Source organism: Streptomyces olivaceoviridis (genome assembly GCF_014650115.1).
GTDB classification, from domain to species: domain Bacteria; phylum Actinomycetota; class Actinomycetes; order Streptomycetales; family Streptomycetaceae; genus Streptomyces; species Streptomyces olivaceoviridis.
In genome coordinates, this window is sequence record NZ_BMUI01000010.1 from 1 (window position 1) to 14,621 (window position 14,621).

14 protein-coding genes are annotated in these 14,621 nt (G+C 73.6%); 8 read left to right on the top strand and 6 right to left on the bottom strand.

Features of this window, described 5'->3' with window-relative positions; genetic code table 11:
• Positions 1-54 precede the first annotated feature (54 nt).
• Genes IE273_RS20075 through IE273_RS20090 form a run of 4 tightly spaced genes read left to right on the top strand, consistent with a single transcriptional unit; the run spans position 55 to position 2,940 of the window.
• The gene (locus IE273_RS20075; protein WP_189816558.1) at positions 55-828 is read left to right on the top strand and encodes an SDR family NAD(P)-dependent oxidoreductase; all 774 of its coding nucleotides are present in this window, start codon (positions 55-57) and stop codon (positions 826-828) included.
• A complete protein-coding gene (locus IE273_RS20080; protein ID WP_189816559.1) occupies positions 825-1,793 on the top strand; it encodes an aldo/keto reductase in 969 nt (322 codons plus the stop codon). Before IE273_RS20075 ends, IE273_RS20080 begins: the two co-directional genes overlap by 4 nt.
• The gene (locus IE273_RS20085) at positions 1,790-2,104 is read left to right on the top strand and encodes an L-rhamnose mutarotase (RefSeq protein ID WP_189816560.1); all 315 of its coding nucleotides are present in this window, start codon (positions 1,790-1,792) and stop codon (positions 2,102-2,104) included. The genes IE273_RS20080 and IE273_RS20085 overlap by 4 nt, the downstream gene beginning before the upstream one ends.
• Positions 2,101-2,940, top strand: coding sequence for an amidohydrolase family protein (locus IE273_RS20090; protein WP_189816561.1), 840 nt, complete (start codon positions 2,101-2,103; stop codon positions 2,938-2,940). Before IE273_RS20085 ends, IE273_RS20090 begins: the two co-directional genes overlap by 4 nt.
• Here IE273_RS20090 and IE273_RS20095 read toward each other — a convergent pair.
• Positions 2,928-4,349 carry a lipase maturation factor family protein gene (locus tag IE273_RS20095; RefSeq protein WP_189816562.1) on the bottom strand — a complete coding sequence of 474 codons (1,422 nt, stop codon included), beginning with the start codon at positions 4,347-4,349 and terminating at the stop codon, positions 2,928-2,930. The genes IE273_RS20090 and IE273_RS20095 overlap by 13 nt on opposite strands.
• Positions 4,350-4,476: 127 nt before the next feature.
• Here IE273_RS20095 and IE273_RS20100 point away from each other — a divergent pair, with 127 nt between their 5' ends.
• The 3 genes from IE273_RS20100 (at position 4,477) to IE273_RS20110 (ending at position 8,910) form a co-directional block, all read left to right on the top strand.
• Positions 4,477-5,847 carry a DUF6777 domain-containing protein gene (locus tag IE273_RS20100; protein WP_189816563.1) on the top strand — a complete coding sequence of 457 codons (1,371 nt, stop codon included), beginning with the start codon at positions 4,477-4,479 and terminating at the stop codon, positions 5,845-5,847.
• 74 nt (positions 5,848-5,921) lie between these two features.
• The gene (locus IE273_RS20105) at positions 5,922-8,006 is read left to right on the top strand and encodes a SpoIIE family protein phosphatase (protein ID WP_189816564.1); all 2,085 of its coding nucleotides are present in this window, start codon (positions 5,922-5,924) and stop codon (positions 8,004-8,006) included.
• 40 nt (positions 8,007-8,046) lie between these two features.
• The gene (locus IE273_RS20110; protein ID WP_189816565.1) at positions 8,047-8,910 is read left to right on the top strand and encodes an Fpg/Nei family DNA glycosylase; all 864 of its coding nucleotides are present in this window, start codon (positions 8,047-8,049) and stop codon (positions 8,908-8,910) included.
• Positions 8,911-8,986: 76 nt separating this feature from the next.
• Here the strand turns inward: IE273_RS20110 and IE273_RS20115 are convergent, their stop codons facing one another.
• The 3 genes from IE273_RS20115 to IE273_RS20125 form a co-directional block, all read right to left on the bottom strand.
• The gene (locus IE273_RS20115; RefSeq protein ID WP_189816566.1) at positions 8,987-9,640 is read right to left on the bottom strand and encodes a zf-HC2 domain-containing protein; all 654 of its coding nucleotides are present in this window, start codon (positions 9,638-9,640) and stop codon (positions 8,987-8,989) included.
• A 151-nt stretch (positions 9,641-9,791) separates the two neighbouring features.
• A complete protein-coding gene (locus tag IE273_RS20120; RefSeq protein ID WP_189816567.1) occupies positions 9,792-10,307 on the bottom strand; it encodes a hypothetical protein in 516 nt (171 codons plus the stop codon).
• A 150-nt stretch (positions 10,308-10,457) separates the two neighbouring features.
• Entirely contained in the window at positions 10,458-11,006 is a 549-nt protein-coding gene (locus tag IE273_RS20125; RefSeq protein ID WP_103813702.1) for a sigma-70 family RNA polymerase sigma factor, read from the bottom strand.
• Between the two features lie 261 nt (positions 11,007-11,267).
• Here IE273_RS20125 and IE273_RS20130 point away from each other — a divergent pair, with 261 nt between their 5' ends.
• Complete coding sequence (locus IE273_RS20130) at positions 11,268-12,416, top strand: CapA family protein (protein ID WP_189816568.1); 1,149 nt, start codon at positions 11,268-11,270, stop codon at positions 12,414-12,416.
• On the opposite strand, the gene IE273_RS20135 is transcribed toward IE273_RS20130, so the two are convergent.
• Together IE273_RS20135 and IE273_RS20140 are read right to left on the bottom strand one after the other, a co-directional pair.
• Positions 12,417-13,838, bottom strand: a complete 1,422-nt coding sequence (locus IE273_RS20135; protein ID WP_189816569.1) for an amino acid permease — start codon at positions 13,836-13,838, stop codon at positions 12,417-12,419.
• A 348-nt stretch (positions 13,839-14,186) separates the two neighbouring features.
• The gene (locus IE273_RS20140; protein ID WP_189816754.1) at positions 14,187-14,591 is read right to left on the bottom strand and encodes a universal stress protein; all 405 of its coding nucleotides are present in this window, start codon (positions 14,589-14,591) and stop codon (positions 14,187-14,189) included.
• Between the last annotated feature and the right edge of the window lie 30 nt (positions 14,592-14,621).

The window sequence follows — 14,621 nt, forward strand, 5'->3', positions numbered from 1 at the left end:
GGTGCCACAACCCTACGAACGGCTGGGGCAGACCCAGGAAGAAGGTAGAGCCGCATGAACGACTTCGCGGGGCTGAGGGCCCTGGTGACCGGCGGAGCGTCCGGTATCGGCCGTGCCACCGCCGACCTCCTCGCCGCCCGCGGCGCCCGGGTCGCGGTCCTCGACCTGGACCCGTCCGCGGTCGACAAGCCCCTCCTCGGGCTGCGCGCCGACGTCACCGACGACACCTCGGTGCGTACGGCCGTCCAGGACGCCGCCGAGGCACTGGGCGGGCTGGACATCCTGGTGAACAACGCGGGCATCGGCGCCCAGGGCACCGTCGAGGACAACGACGACGCCGAGTGGCGGCACGTCTTCGACGTCAACGTCCTCGGCATGGTCCGCACCGCCCGTGCCTGTCTGCCGTACCTGCGCCGCACCGCCGCTGCCCGTCCGGGCACCGCCGCGATCGTCAACACCTGCTCCATCGCGGCCACCGCCGGCCTGCCGCAGCGCGCCCTGTACAGCGCGACCAAGGGCGCCGTGTACTCCCTGACCCTCGCCATGGCCGCCGACCACGTCCGCGAGGGCATCCGCGTCAACTGCGTCACCCCCGGTACGGCGGACACCCCGTGGATCGGCCGGCTGCTGGACGCGGCCGGGGACCCGGCCGCCGAACGTGCCGCCCTGGAGGCCCGGCAGCCCACCGGGCGGCTGGTCTCCGCCGCCGAAGTCGCGGGCGCCATCGCCTACTTGGCGAGCCCCCTCTCCGCAGCCACCACCGGCACCGCCCTCGCCGTCGACGGCGGCATGCAGGGCCTCAGGCTGCGTCCGGCGGCGGACCGGTGACCCGCCTGGGCCGCGGCGGCGCCGAGGTCACCTCCCTGGGCCTCGGCGCCGCCGCCCTCGGCAACCTCTACACCCCGGTCGGCGACGGGCAGGCGCACGCGGCCGTGCGGGCGGCCTGGGAGCGCGGCATCCGCTACTTCGACACCGCCCCCCACTACGGCCTCGGCCTGTCCGAACGCCGCCTGGGCGCGGCCCTGCGGGAGTACGACCGCGCCGACTACACGGTCTCCACCAAGGTCGGCCGCCGCCTGGAGCCGGCCGACGGCACCGGCGACGACCTGGCCAACGGCTTCGCCGTACCCGCGGCCCACCGCCGTGTCTGGGACTTCACCGCCGACGGCGTCCGCCGCACCCTGGAGGCGAGCCTGGAACGCCTCGGCCTCGACCGGGTCGACATCGTCTACCTCCACGACCCCGACGACCACGCCGAAGAGGCCTTCCGCGAGGGCTACCCGGCGCTGGAGAAGCTCCGCGCCGAGGGCGTGGTGGGCGCCATCGGGGCGGGCATGAACCAGGCGGAGATGCTGGCCCGGTTCGTCCGTGACACGGACGTCGACGTGGTGCTCTGCGCGGGCCGGTACACCCTCCTCGACCAGAGCGCGGCCACCGAGCTGTTGCCCGAGGCCGTACGACGGGGCGTGTCCGTGGTCATCGGCGGCGCCTTCAACTCCGGCCTGCTGGCGGACCCGGCCCGCCACCCGACGTACAACTACGCCCAGGCACCCCGGGAGTTGCTCGACCGGGCACTGCGGATCCAGGCGGTGGCCGAGCGCCACGGCACCACCCTGCGCGCCGCCGCCCTGGCCTTCTGCTCCGCCCACCCGGCCGTGGCGAGCGTCCTGGCCGGCGCCCGCTCGGCGGCCGAAGTCCACGACTGCGCCGACCAGTTCGCGACACCGGTGCCGGACGCCTTCTGGCGGGAACTGGGCGCGACCGGCCTGCTGCCCCCGGAGGCACCGTCATGAGGGTCGCCCTGCACACCAAGGTCCGCGCGGACCGGATCGAGGAGTACGAGGCCGCCCACCGCGCGGTCCCGAAGGAGCTCACCGACGCCATCCGCGCCGCGGGGGCCACCTCCTGGACCATCTGGCGGTCGGGGACCGACCTCTTCCACGTCCTGGAGTGCGCCGACTACGCCCGTCTGCTCGCCGAGCTGGAACGGCTCCCGGCCAACGAGGCCTGGCAGACCCGGATGGCGGACCTGCTGGACGTGGCGCACGACTACTCCGCCGAGGGCACGGCCGCCACCCTGCCCGTCGTATGGGAGCTGCCATGAGCGTCGACGCCCACCACCACGTCTGGGACCTGACCGTCCGCGACCAGGACTGGATCCGGGGACCCGAACTCCAGCCGCTGCGCCGGAACTTCACCGTCACCGACCTGGAACCCGAGGCCCGCGCCGCCGGGGTCGACCGGACCGTCCTCGTCCAGACGATCACCGTGCCGGAGGAGACCCCCGAGTTCCTCGCCCTCGCCGCCGCCCACGACCTGATCGCCGGGGTCGTCGGCTGGACCGACCTCACCCACCCCGGCGTCGCCGACGAACTGGCCCGGCTGCGCGCGCTCCCCGGCGGCTCCTACCTGAAGGGCATCCGGCACCAGGTGCAGGGCGAACCCGACCCCGAGTGGCTGCTGCGGCCCGACGTCCTGCGCGGCCTGGCCGCCGTGGCCGACGCCGGCCTGGTCTACGACCTGGTGGTCCAGCCCCACCAGCTCCCGGCCTGCGCGGTGGCGGCCAGGTCCCTGCCACAGCTCACCTTCGTCCTCGACCACCTGGGCAAGCCGCCCATCGCCTCCGGGGACCGCGCGTCCTGGGCCGCCGCCCTGCGCGCCCTCGCCGCCCTCCCCAACACCGTCGCCAAACTCTCCGGCCTGGTCACCGAGGCCGGCCCGGACACCCGGACCCCCGCCGGTGTGCGCCCGTACGTCGACACCGCCCTGGACGCCTTCGGCCCCGCCCGGCTGATGACCGGCTCCGACTGGCCGGTGTGCACCCTGGCCATGAGCTACACCGACGTCCACGCGCTCACCCGGGAGGTGACGGCCGGGCTCGGCGAGGCGGAGCGCACGGCGCTGTTCGAGACCACCGCGACCCGCGTCTACGATCTCTGAACCGCGCCCGCGAGCCGGGTCGGCGGCAGGTACTCCCGCACGAACGTCCGCTCCCAGCACGCCCCCGTCTCCCGCAGCTCCGCCCAGGTCGTGTACCGGTACCGGAACAGCCGGGCCCGGACATAGCGCGGCGGGGTGTCCGGCGGGAACGGGGAGCGGCGCAGCAGCCGCAGCGTGTCCCGGTCGTTCTCCAGCAGGCGTTCCACCAGGCCGCCGAACCACTCCCCGGCGTAGGCCGGCGACAGCGCCGCGAACCACATCAGCCAGTCCAGGCGCAGATGGTAGGGGGCGAACTGGCGCGGCCAGCGGCGCGGATCGCCGGGCTTGCCCTTGAAGGCGTACTCCCGCCAGTCCGAGTCCGGGTGCGGGGTGTCGTCCAGCGTGCCCTCGACCACCACCTCGTAGCGGACCCGGCTGACGCTGCCGAACGCACCGTAGGTGTTCACCAGGTGCAGCGGGTCGAAGGAGCGGTTCATCACCTGGCGGCGGGAGACCATGTTCACCACCGGGCGGTGGCTCAGGAAGAGCAGCAGCGCGCCGACCGCGAGCACCAGCACCTCGTACCACAGCGGTGCCGGGGGCACCGACGGCGCGGTCGCCGGCAGCCGGAGCGCGGACAGCGCCAGCACGATGGTGATCCAGTTCAGCCAGGAGAAGTTGCCGGAGAGCACCAGCCACAGCTGGGTGACGATCATCAGCGCGGCGGCGGCCGAGGCGATCGGCTGCGGGGTGAACAGCAGGACCGGTACGGCGAGCTGGGTGACGTGGTTGGCGGCCACCTCCACCCGGTGCAGCGGCTTCGGCAGACGGTGGAAGAACCAGCTCAGGGGGCCCGGCATCGGCTGGGTCTCGTGGTGGTAGTCCAGACAGGTCAGCCGCCGCCAGCAGGCGTCGCCCCGCATCTTGATCAGCCCGGCGCCGAACTCCACCCGGAACAGGATCCAGCGCAGCAGGAACAGCACGACGACCGGCGGCGCCACCTCGCCGTTGCCGAGGAACGCGGCCAGGAAACCCGTCTCCAGCAGCAGCGACTCCCAGCCGAACGCGTACCACGTCTGGCCCACGTTGACGATCGACAGGTACAGCGCCCACGGCACCAGCCACAGCAGGATCCCGGCCCACAGCGGCAGCAGCGAGTCCGCCCCGGCCAGCAGGGCCGCCGACACCGCGCAGCCCGTCCAGGCACAGGCCGCGAAGAATCGGTCGGAGTAGTGCAGGTGGAACAGGCTCGGGGCGTGCCGGAACCGCACCCGGGCCAGGTGGCGGGGGATCGGCAGCATCCCGCCCTCGCCCAGCAGGGCCCGGAACTGGAGGGCCGCCGTCAGGAACGCGACCAGGTACACGGCGGCCAGAGCCCGCTGGAAGACCAGCCGGCTCAGCCAGTAGTCGGGTGCGGTGAACCAGTCCACGGCTGTGCGCGCCCTCCTGTGCGGCGAACCCGGCGCCGCTGTCGTCACGGCGTCCCCCGAGTTGCCAGCCAAACCTGAGCGATGCCAACAATAGGGCGTAATCACCCACAGTGATGCGGAGTGTGCGGTGCGGATACCCACCCGATCCATCGTCGCGGCCTGGGCGCTCTCGGTGGCGCTCCTCGCCGCGGGCTGCGCGGGCGCCGGTGTCAAGCAGACCAGGGCGGGCGAGCTGGTCGTCCTGGAGGCCGCCACCGACCGGGGGCCCGACCCCTTCACCGACCCCACGGACACCGGAACCCCCCGGCCGGAGTCCCCCCGGGGCAACGCCAGGGTCCCGCCCGGCGAAGTCGAGGCACCCCTGCGCGCGGCCCGTACCGTGTCCGGTGCCACGCCCGGCCTGTACAGGGGCACCCCGCACGTCGCCGCCTGCGACGTCGAGCGGCACATCGGCCGTCTGGTGGCGGACGGGGCCAAGGCCGACGCCTTCGCGCAGGCGGCCGACGTCACCCGGGCGGCGCTCCCCGGCTATCTGCGCGGCCTGACCCCGGTCGTCCTGGGCGGCGACACCCGCGTCACCAACCACGCCTACCGCGACGGTCAGGCGGCCCGCTACCAGGCCGTGCTCCAGGCCGGCACCGCGGTCCTCGTCGACGACCGGGGCCTGCCCCGGGTGCGCTGCGCCTGCGGCAACCCGCTCAAGCCGCCCGCGCCGACCCGCGGCGGTGCCGGGGCCCGCGGTACCCCCTGGGCCGGCTACCAGCCGAACCAGGTGATCGTGGTGGCCCCGGCGCCCCGGGCGGTCACCAGCATCACGATCCTGGACGCCGCGACCCGTGCCTGGATCGAGCGCCGGGTCGGCCCCGACGTCCGCCGGGACCGGATCGTGGCCCCGCCCGCGAGTGCCGCCGCCAGCCCGGTCCCGTCCGGTCCGGCGGACGCAGGACCCTCGGTCACCGGGTGGCCCAGCCCGCGCGAGAGCGGCCCGGCCGCGTCGAAGTCCCCGCCCGGTACGCCGCCGTCCCCGTCCGGCTCCGCGGTGCCGGACGGCCGGGGTGATCGCCCGGACGGTGCCAGCGGGCTCGCGGACCGGAACTCCGGGACGACGGCGCAGGAGCCGCCGCCCGCCGAGGACGCCCCCGATCCCGATCCCGTTCCCGATCCCGCCCGCGATCTCTCCCTCGACCTCTCCGTGGACCCCTCGGACCCGGGTGTCTCCGATCCGGGCGCCGTAGATCCGGACGGCCTTGTTCCGAGGGCCCCCGATCCGGGTGCCCTCGATCCAGGCACCTCCGCTCCGGACGCCTCTGCTCCGGGCGACTCCGAGCCGACCCTCACCGCCCCGGACACCTCCGCCGACACCGGCCCGTCCACCGTGCCCGAGACCCCCGGCCTCCCCGACGGCGGCGGCCTGGTCCCGGACGCCCCGCCCGCCGCCCGGTCCGGCACGGCACCCGGCACCGTCCCCGCCCGCCCCTCGGACGAGCCCGGCGGCTGAGCGCGGGCCGGGTGGCCGCCGGGCCCGTCGCCGATCAAGTCGAAGAATCGGCCGGTTCCTGGCAAGGTGGCCCCATGGCCGATCGGGGAGCGAGCGCCCTGTCACTCCCGGAGGACTGGCCCGCCCACCCGGACCCGATCCTCGCGCTCAACCGCATGGGCAGCTTCGACTGGGACCTGGACGCCGGTCTGTTCCACATGGACGCCCAGGCCCTCGCGGTGTTCGACCTGCTGCCCGAGGAGTACGACGGACGCCCGCAGACCCTGGCCGTCCGGGTGCCGCCGCCGGAGGCCGCCCGGCTCGACTCGGTGGTCGCCCGCGCGATCAAGGACGGCAGCGAGAACTACGGCGCCTACTTCCGCATCCGCTGCCGCGACGGCACCCTGCGCTGGACGCACACGCAGGGCTACATCCGGCGCGACGACACGGGCCGTCCGCGCCGGGTCGTCGGCATCGTCCGCGACGCCACCGAGGAACTCGCCGACAGCGCGGCCCGCAGCCTCCGGGCCGCCCAGGACGAGGCGTTCCGGCAGCAGACCAGCGTCGTCCAGGTCATCTCCGCCGCGCTCGCCCACGCCCGCAGCGTCCAGGACGTCATCGACGTCCTCAAGGACACCCACGGCATCCGTCACCTCGGCGCGGCCAGCCTGGTGATGGGCCTGGTGGAGGCGGGCCGGATCCGGCTGGTGGCCGAGGGACCCGTGGGCGCCTCCGTCCCCGGGACCCGCGTCACCCGGATCGACGAGCCGTACCCGATGAGCGAGGTCGTCCGCACGCTCGGCCCCCGGTTCATCGAATCGCCCGAGGAGTTCGCCGAGGGCTACCCGATCCTCTGGCCGCACCTCACCGACCTGCACATCACCTCGGCCGCCTACCTGCCCCTGATCGCCCAGGCCCGCCCGATCGGCGCGATGGGCCTGCTCTACGACGACCGGCGCGGCTTCTCCGCCGAGGAGCGCGCCGTCCTCGTCGCGCTGGGCAGCAGCATCGCCCAGAGCCTCATGCGGGCCATGCTCTACGAACAGGAGAAGGACCTCGCCCAGGGCCTCCAGCAGGCCATGCTGCCCCGCACCATCCCCAGCGTCCCCGGCGCCGACGTCGCGGTCCGCTACCGCTCGGCGGCGCTGGGCCGGGACATCGGCGGCGACTGGTACGACCTCATCCCGCTGCCCGGAGACCGGGTCGGCGCGGTCATCGGGGACGTCCAGGGCCACGACACGCACGCGGCGGCCGTCATGGGCCAGCTGCGCATCGTGCTGCGCGCCTACGCCGCCGAGGGCCATCCCCCGGCCACCGTGATGGCCCGCGCCTCCGTCTTCCTGCACGAACTCGACACCGACCGCTTCGCCACCTGCCTGTACGCCGAGGCGGACCTGTCCACCGGAGTCGTCCAGGTGGTCCGCGCCGGGCACATCGACCCGCTGGTGCGGCACGGTGACGGCAACTGCGCCCGGGTGGGCGTCGAGGGCGGGCTGCCGCTCGGCCTGTCCGCCGAGTTCGGGCGGCTGGAGTATCCCGTCGCCACCCTGGAACTCGATCCCGGCCACACCCTGCTGCTGTGCACCGACGGGCTGGTCGAACAGCCCGGCGCCGACCTGGACGACGGCATGCGCGGCCTGGTGGACCTCGTCCGCGACGGCCCCCGCGAGGTGCGCGACCTCGCCGACCGGCTGATCCGGCTCGCCGAGGAGCGGGGCGGTGACGACGACGTGGCGCTGCTCCTGCTGCGGCGCCGCAGCAGGGAGGTCACGTGGGCCGGCGGCCGGCTCCGGCAGCAGGTGGCGCCCGGCGACCCGGAGGCCCTCACCCAGGCCCGGCACATGATCCAGGCCGCGGTCCGCGCCTGGGGCGCCCACGACCTCGCCGACGAGATCGAGCTGGTCGCCGGGGAGCTGATCACCAACGTGCTGATGCACACCGAGGGCTCCGCGACCGTCACCCTGCGGGCCCTGGACGGCGGCGACCGCAGGCTGCGCATCGAGGTCGAGGACGGCTCCAGCGCCCTGCCACGGCGCCGCGACGCGGGGGAGATCGGTGTCTCCGGGCGCGGCCTGGTCCTCGTGGAACGGCTCTCCGACAGCTGGGGCGTGGAGGCGCGGGGCGGCGGCAAGGCGGTGTGGTGCGAGTTCCGGGTGCCCCGGCCACCGGTCCGGGCGTGACGGCAGGGGCGTTGTCGGTGTCGGATGGCACTCTGGACGTATGCCCGAACTGCCCGAGGTAGCAGCGCTGACGGACTTCCTCACCGAGCACCTGGTCGGACGGCGGGTGGTACGGGTGCTGCCCGTGGCCATCAGCGTCCTGAAGACGTACGACCCCCCGGTCACGGCCGTCGAGGGAGCCGAGGTGACGGCCGTGCGTCGGCACGGCAAGTTCCTGGACGTCGAGACGGACGGCGGGCTGCATCTGGTGGTCCATCTGGCCCGCGCGGGCTGGCTCCAGTGGAAGGACCGGCTGCCGGACGGCCCGCCGAAGCCCGGGAAGGGCCCGCTGGCGCTGCGCGTGGCCCTGGAGACCGGCGAGGGCTTCGACCTGACCGAGGCCGGCACGCAGAAGCGTCTCGCCGTGTACGTCGTCCGCGACCCGGAAGAGGTGCCCGGCATCGCCCGCCTCGGCCCGGATCCGCTCGCCGGCGACTTCGACGAGGACCGCTTCGCCGCCCTGCTCCAGGGCGAACGGCGGCAGCTCAAGGGTGCCCTGCGCGACCAGTCGCTGATCGCGGGCGTGGGCAACGCCTACAGCGACGAGATCCTGCACGCCGCGAAGATGTCCCCGTTCAAGCCGGCCGCCTCCCTCACCCCGGAGGAGACCCACCGGCTGTACGAGGCGCTGCGCGACACGCTCGCCGAGGCGGTCGAGCGCTCCCGGGGCGTGGCCGTCGGGCGGCTGAAGGCGGAGAAGAAGAGCGGTCTGCGCGTCCACGGTCGCACCGGCGAGGCCTGCCCGGTGTGCGGCGACACCATCCGCGAGGTCTCCTTCAGCGACTCCTCGCTCCAGTACTGCCCCACCTGCCAGACGGGCGGCAAGCCCCTGGCCGACCGTCGGCTCTCCCGTCTGCTGAAATGAGCCCGGGGCCCGGGTCCGGCTGTTGTGCCGGCGGGGCGAGGGTGGCACCGAGGAGCACGGTCACGTCCCGGTGCGGTCACCGTGCCCGCACCGTGACCAGCCGTTTCCCGTCCGTCGTGCGGATCTCGAACCGGGCGATCTGCTCCGGACGCATCGCGGTGGCGCCCATCGCGGTGGTGGGCCGGGTGCCGTCGCCCGCGTTGGTCCAGCCGGCGACGACCTGTTCCGTGCCGTCGCGGCCGACGGCGACCAGCCGGCAGGTGTGCGCTCCGGAGCCGTCCTTGACCTCCAGCCGCAGATCGCTGCCGAAGTCCTCCTCCGCCGCGGTGACCCGCGCCCACACCCCGGTGTCCGGATCGGTCGCGGCGGCGACCTGTGCGGCCGGGTCCGTGTGGCCGGCGAACGCCACGATCCCGGGACCGGCCACGGCCAGCACCACGGAGGCGGCCAGGCCGTACAGCATCCGGCGGCGCCGCGTCCGCCGCAGGCGCGCCGGCTCGCGGAGCAGCCGGTCCAGCAGCCGGGGACCCGGCTGTGCCATGGGGTGCACGAAGCGGGGCGTGGCCCGGCGGTACAGCATCAACTGCCGGGTCGTGGCCCCGAATCCGGTCATGTGCGCCGCGCACCGAGGGCACTCCATGAGGTGGTCCTCGAAGCGGAAGGCCTCCGCCTCGTCCAGCACGCCGAGCGCGTACGCGCCGACGTCGCGATGCCTTTCCAGGGACCTCATGCCGAATCCTCGTGCCGAAGGGTGGGGGAAGGGTTACTCCTTGCTCCCACCCGTACGCAGCCGACCGCCGAATCACTCAAGCCACGCGCAGAATCGCGGACAGGAGATTCGGAGCGGTCCGGCCCGCGGATTGGTGTGAATTCCGGGAGGTTCAGAAGAGGTGGATCGCGAGGTGCCCGAGGGGCAGCCCGAGCCGCCAGGCCGGGGTCCACACCTTCGGCCCGTCGTCCTCCCCGGACACCGCCCCGCCGCCGGGCACCGCGTCCAGGTCCGGCGCGAGCAGTTCGGTCTCCTCCAGCCAGCGCCAGGCGTCCGCCGCCAGGGCCAGGTCGGGGCCGGGCGTCCCGGAGCCGGCCGCCCGCTCGGTCAGCTCGGCCAGGCGCTCGCGCACCCAGTCCTGCCACGGCTGGTCGTAGGCGGTCAGCGACAGCCAGTTCTCCAGCTGGGAGATCACCCGGATGCCGGACAGCTCCCCGTCGGTGTCGGACAGGAAGACGGTCAGCGCCAGCGCGTCCCGGCCGGCCCGGAACTCGAAGGACGTCGGTGGCATCAGATCGCCGGTGCGCAGCAGCTCGTCGGCGATGTACTCGGCGTACAACCAGGCCATCGGAACGACCAGTTCACCGCCGTCGGCGCCGTCCGTGCTCTCGTGCCCTCTGTGCAGCATCCCTTCCTGCCTTCCTCCGGTGCGTGCGCGTCGCCCGAGCCCCGTCGGGACCGCGGCCCCGGTGCCCGCGAGAACGCGGATGAGGACAGCCCATGCCCGAACGGGGCCCGCAGCAAGGCGCTTTACCGAGGTTTGACCCGGCTCCCGGTTTCACCGCAGGTCGGTCGCGTAACCCGGAAGGCCCCGGCGCAGGGCGCGCAACGCGTAATACGCGCGGGATTTCACGGTACCGGGTGGAATCCCCAGGGTCTGCGCCGCTTCCGCCACACTGGCCCCGCGGAAATACACGAGTACCAGCACGTCACGGTGTTCCGGCGTGAGTGTCTTCACAGCCTCCCGGACGTCGAGCATCGCGGCGGCCCGTTCGGCGTGGTCCGCGGTCACCCGCGCGTTCTCGGGGACCTCGTCGCCGATCTCGGGCGGTCGCGCCTGCCGGGCCCGCCGGGCGTCGATCGCGAGCCGCCGGGCCACGGTGAGCAGCCAGGGCCGTACGGAGTCGTAGCCGTCGGCGTGCAGCGCCTCCGGATGCTGCCAGGCGCGCACCAGGGTCTCCTGGACGAGGTCCTCGGCGCGCTGCCGGTCTCCGTCGCAGAGCCTGAACAGCAGGGCGAACAGGGGTCCGCCGTGCTCGCGCTGGAGCGCGGCCAGCTCATGCTCGGCGGTCGTCGTCCCGGGGGTGAGTGAGGTTCCGGCCGTCATGGCCGTATGGCAGCGCAGGGCGCGGCCGGCGGACAGGGGGCGGACGCGGTTGTGCGACGGACGGTCGAACGCGTCGGCGAACGGTCGGACGAGCGGTACGCCGGGACCTCGGCGAGCCGTACGCCAGACCCGGGCGGGCGGTACGCCAGGGCCCCGGACGGGCTAAGCACGCCTCCCGGGCTGTTTATCCGACTCATCAGATTCATACCCATATGCCCGTGACGGCTTCGTCTGTATATACGACAATCTTGGGGTGAGTTGATGATCGGACGCAGACAGCAGGTGGCCCTGGTCCTGACCGCCGTCCTCGCGGCCGCAGCCGCCTGCCAGAACCAGAACCGGGAGTCCGGCGCGGAGGGACGCTCCGCGCCCGCCGCCACGGACGGCTTCACCCTCGTCGCCTCCGGGGACGTGCTGCCGCACACCTCCGTCATCGAGCGCGCCTCCTTCGACGCCGGCGGCGGCGGCCACGACTTCCGCCCGATGCTCGCCGCCGTCAAACCGGTCGTCGCCGGTGCCGATCTGGCGCTGTGTCACATGGAGACCGTCTACGGCGCCGACGGCGACTACGCCGGCTACCCCGACTTCAAGTCCCCGCCGCAGATCGCCCAGGCCCTCGCCGCCACCGGCTACGACGGCTGCTCCACCGCCTCCAACCACGCCCTGGACGACGGCGCCACCGGCATCCGGCGCACCCTCGACGCCATGGACCGGGCCGGCCTCCGGCACGCCGGGACCGCCCGCACCGAGGGCGAGGCCCGCTCGGTCACGCTCCTGCGGACGGGCTCGGCCAAGGTCGCCCACCTGTCGTACACCTTCGGCACCAACGGCAACGCGCTGCCGCCCGGACAGCCCTGGGCCGTCGACCTGATCGACGCCGACCGAATGATCGCCGACGCCCGCGCGGCCCGCCGGGCCGGCGCGGACGTGGTCGTGCTCTCCGTGCACTGGGGCACCGAATGGCAGGACGAGCCCGACCGGCAGCAGCTCACCCTCGCCCAGCGGCTCACCTCCTCGGCCACGGCCGGCCGCCCGGACATCGACCTGATCCTCGGCACCCACGCCCACGTCCCGCAGGCGTACGAGAAGGTCAACGGCACCTGGGTGATCTACGGGATGGGCGACCAGGTCGCCGGCGAGATGTACAACGGCGAGGGCGCCCAGGACCCGCGCGGCAACGAGTCCACCCTCGGCCGCTTCACCTTCGCCCCGCCCGCCCGGCCGGGAGAGCCCTGGCGGGTCACCAAGGCCGAGTTCGTCCCGCAGCTGTACGACCTCGACGCCGGCCGGGTCGTCGACCTCAACAAGGCCATCGCCGAGGGCGCCGAGCTGGAGGGGGTGCGGGACCGGATCAAGGACGTCGTCCTCAGCCGGGGCGCCGGGCAGGACGGCCTGGTCATGGCCGAGTGACTACGCGGCCGGTCGCTCCGCCAGCACCGAGCGGCGGTAGGAGTAGCCGAAGTAGATACCGCAGCCGATCACGAACCACACCGCGAACCGCACCCAGGTCTGCCACTGGAGGAACGTGATCAGCCAGATCGAGAAGACGATCCCCAGCGCGGGCACGACGGGCATCCCCGGCGTCCGGAAGGTGCGCGGCAGCTCCGGCTGCCGGTAGCGCAGCACGATCACCGCGGTGCACACCACCACGAACGCCAGCAGGATGCCGATGTTGGTCAGCTCGGCCGCCTCGCCGATCGGTACGAACCCGGCGATGACGGCCGAGGCCAGCCCCACGATCCAGGTCACCCGGGTCGGCACGTGCCGCGTCGGGTGCGTCTTCGCGAACCACCGGGGCAGCAGTCCGTCCCGGGACATCGAGAACCACACCCGGGTCACGCCCAGCATGAACGTGAACATGACCGTGAGGATGCCGATGATCGCCCCGACCGCGATCACGTCGGCCAGCGCGTCCAGCCCCACCGACTTGAACGCCGTGGAGAAGCCGCTCTCCTTGTCGATGTCCTTGTAGTTCTGCATGCCCGTCAGCACCAGACAGGCCGCCACGTACAGCACCATGGAGATCACCAGCGAGTAGATGATCGCCTTCGGCATGTGCCGCTGGGCGTCCTTCGACTCCTCGGCCGCCGTCGACATCGCGTCGTAGCCGAACACGGCGAAGAACACCGTCGCGGCGCCGGTGAACGCCCCGCTGATGCCGAACGGGAAGAACGGGTGGTAGTTGCGCGTGTTGACGTGGAAGACGCCCACCCCGATCACCAGCAGCACCACGAGCACCTTCAGCGCGACCACGAACGTCTCGAAACGGGCCGCGCTGCGGATGCCCTGGTTCAGCAGCCAGGCGATCAGCAGGCAGAGCAGGGCCGCGAACAGGTCGACCCGGTGCCCGGCCCCGGTGCCGGGCGCGCCCAGCATCCACCGCGGCAGGCCGGCGCCCATCTGCTCGACCAGGAAGCTGAAGTAGCCGGAGATGCCGATGGCCACCACGGCCACGATCGCGGTGTACTCCAGCAGCAGGTCCCAGCCGATGAACCAGCCCGCGAACTCGCCGAGCACCGCGTAACCGTAGGTGTAGGCCGACCCCGCCTTCGGGATCAGCCCCGCGAACTCGGCGTACGACAGCGCCGCGCACGCGCTCGCGACACCGGCGATCAGGAACGACACCAGCACCGCGGGCCCGGCCGTGCCGTTCGCCACCGTTCCGGCCAGCGTGAAGATGCCCGCGCCGATGATGCCGCCCACACCGATCGCGGTGAGCTGCCAGAGCCCCAGCGACCTGTCCAGCCGGGTGCCCTCACCGACCTCCGTCTCCTCGATGTGCTCGATGGGTTTGCGGCGGAGAATCCCCTCACCCGCTCGGAGCCTGTCCATGGGCCTCACCTCTTCGCCTACGGCAAACGGCTGACGGCGGATCATGATGGCTCAGCGAGGAGCCCCTGGGAAGGCGCCACGCACGGCCCACGCGGTGCCCGGACCCGACCGGGGAGAGGGCCGCGCCGGGTCCGCTCGCCGGCGAGGACGACAAGCCGGCGGCCGGCGACGGTACGGGCGCCACCCGGTCGCCGGGGTCGGATCGAGGCACGCGGCGATCTCCCCCGTGCCGGTCAGGGGACACCGGGCCGACCGGGAGGCGTGGGCGCCCGGTGCGGCCCGCCCGCGCCCCTCTCCGGTCCGTGCGCCACGCTCACCTCCGCCGCAGTGGCCCCCTCCCGCGCCGCCCTACGGCACGACCGTGACCGGCCAGCGGCCCGTCTTCACCAGGCGGACCGCCACCGAGCCGATGATCCGGTGTCCGGCCTGTTCCGAGGCGCCCACCACCACCGCGTCCGCCTTCAGCTCGTCCGCCGCCTTCACCAGCCCGTTGTAGGGGTCGCCGCGGAAGGTGTGGAACTCCCAGCGCACCTCGAACGTCCCCTTGAGCCGCTCGGCCGCGTCCCGGATCTGCGCGACCAGATCCTCGGCGATCTCCTCGGTGGTATCCGCCACCGGCGCCCCGAGCGCCGCCCCGGCCGCGAGCACCGGCTGCACGTACACCACCGCCAGCAGCGCGCGCTGGCGCCGGGCCAGACCCGCCGCGTACGAGGCGGCGCGCATCGAGGAGTCGGAGCCGTCCACGCCGACCATGATGACCTTCGGTCCGTCCGTGCCCCGTTC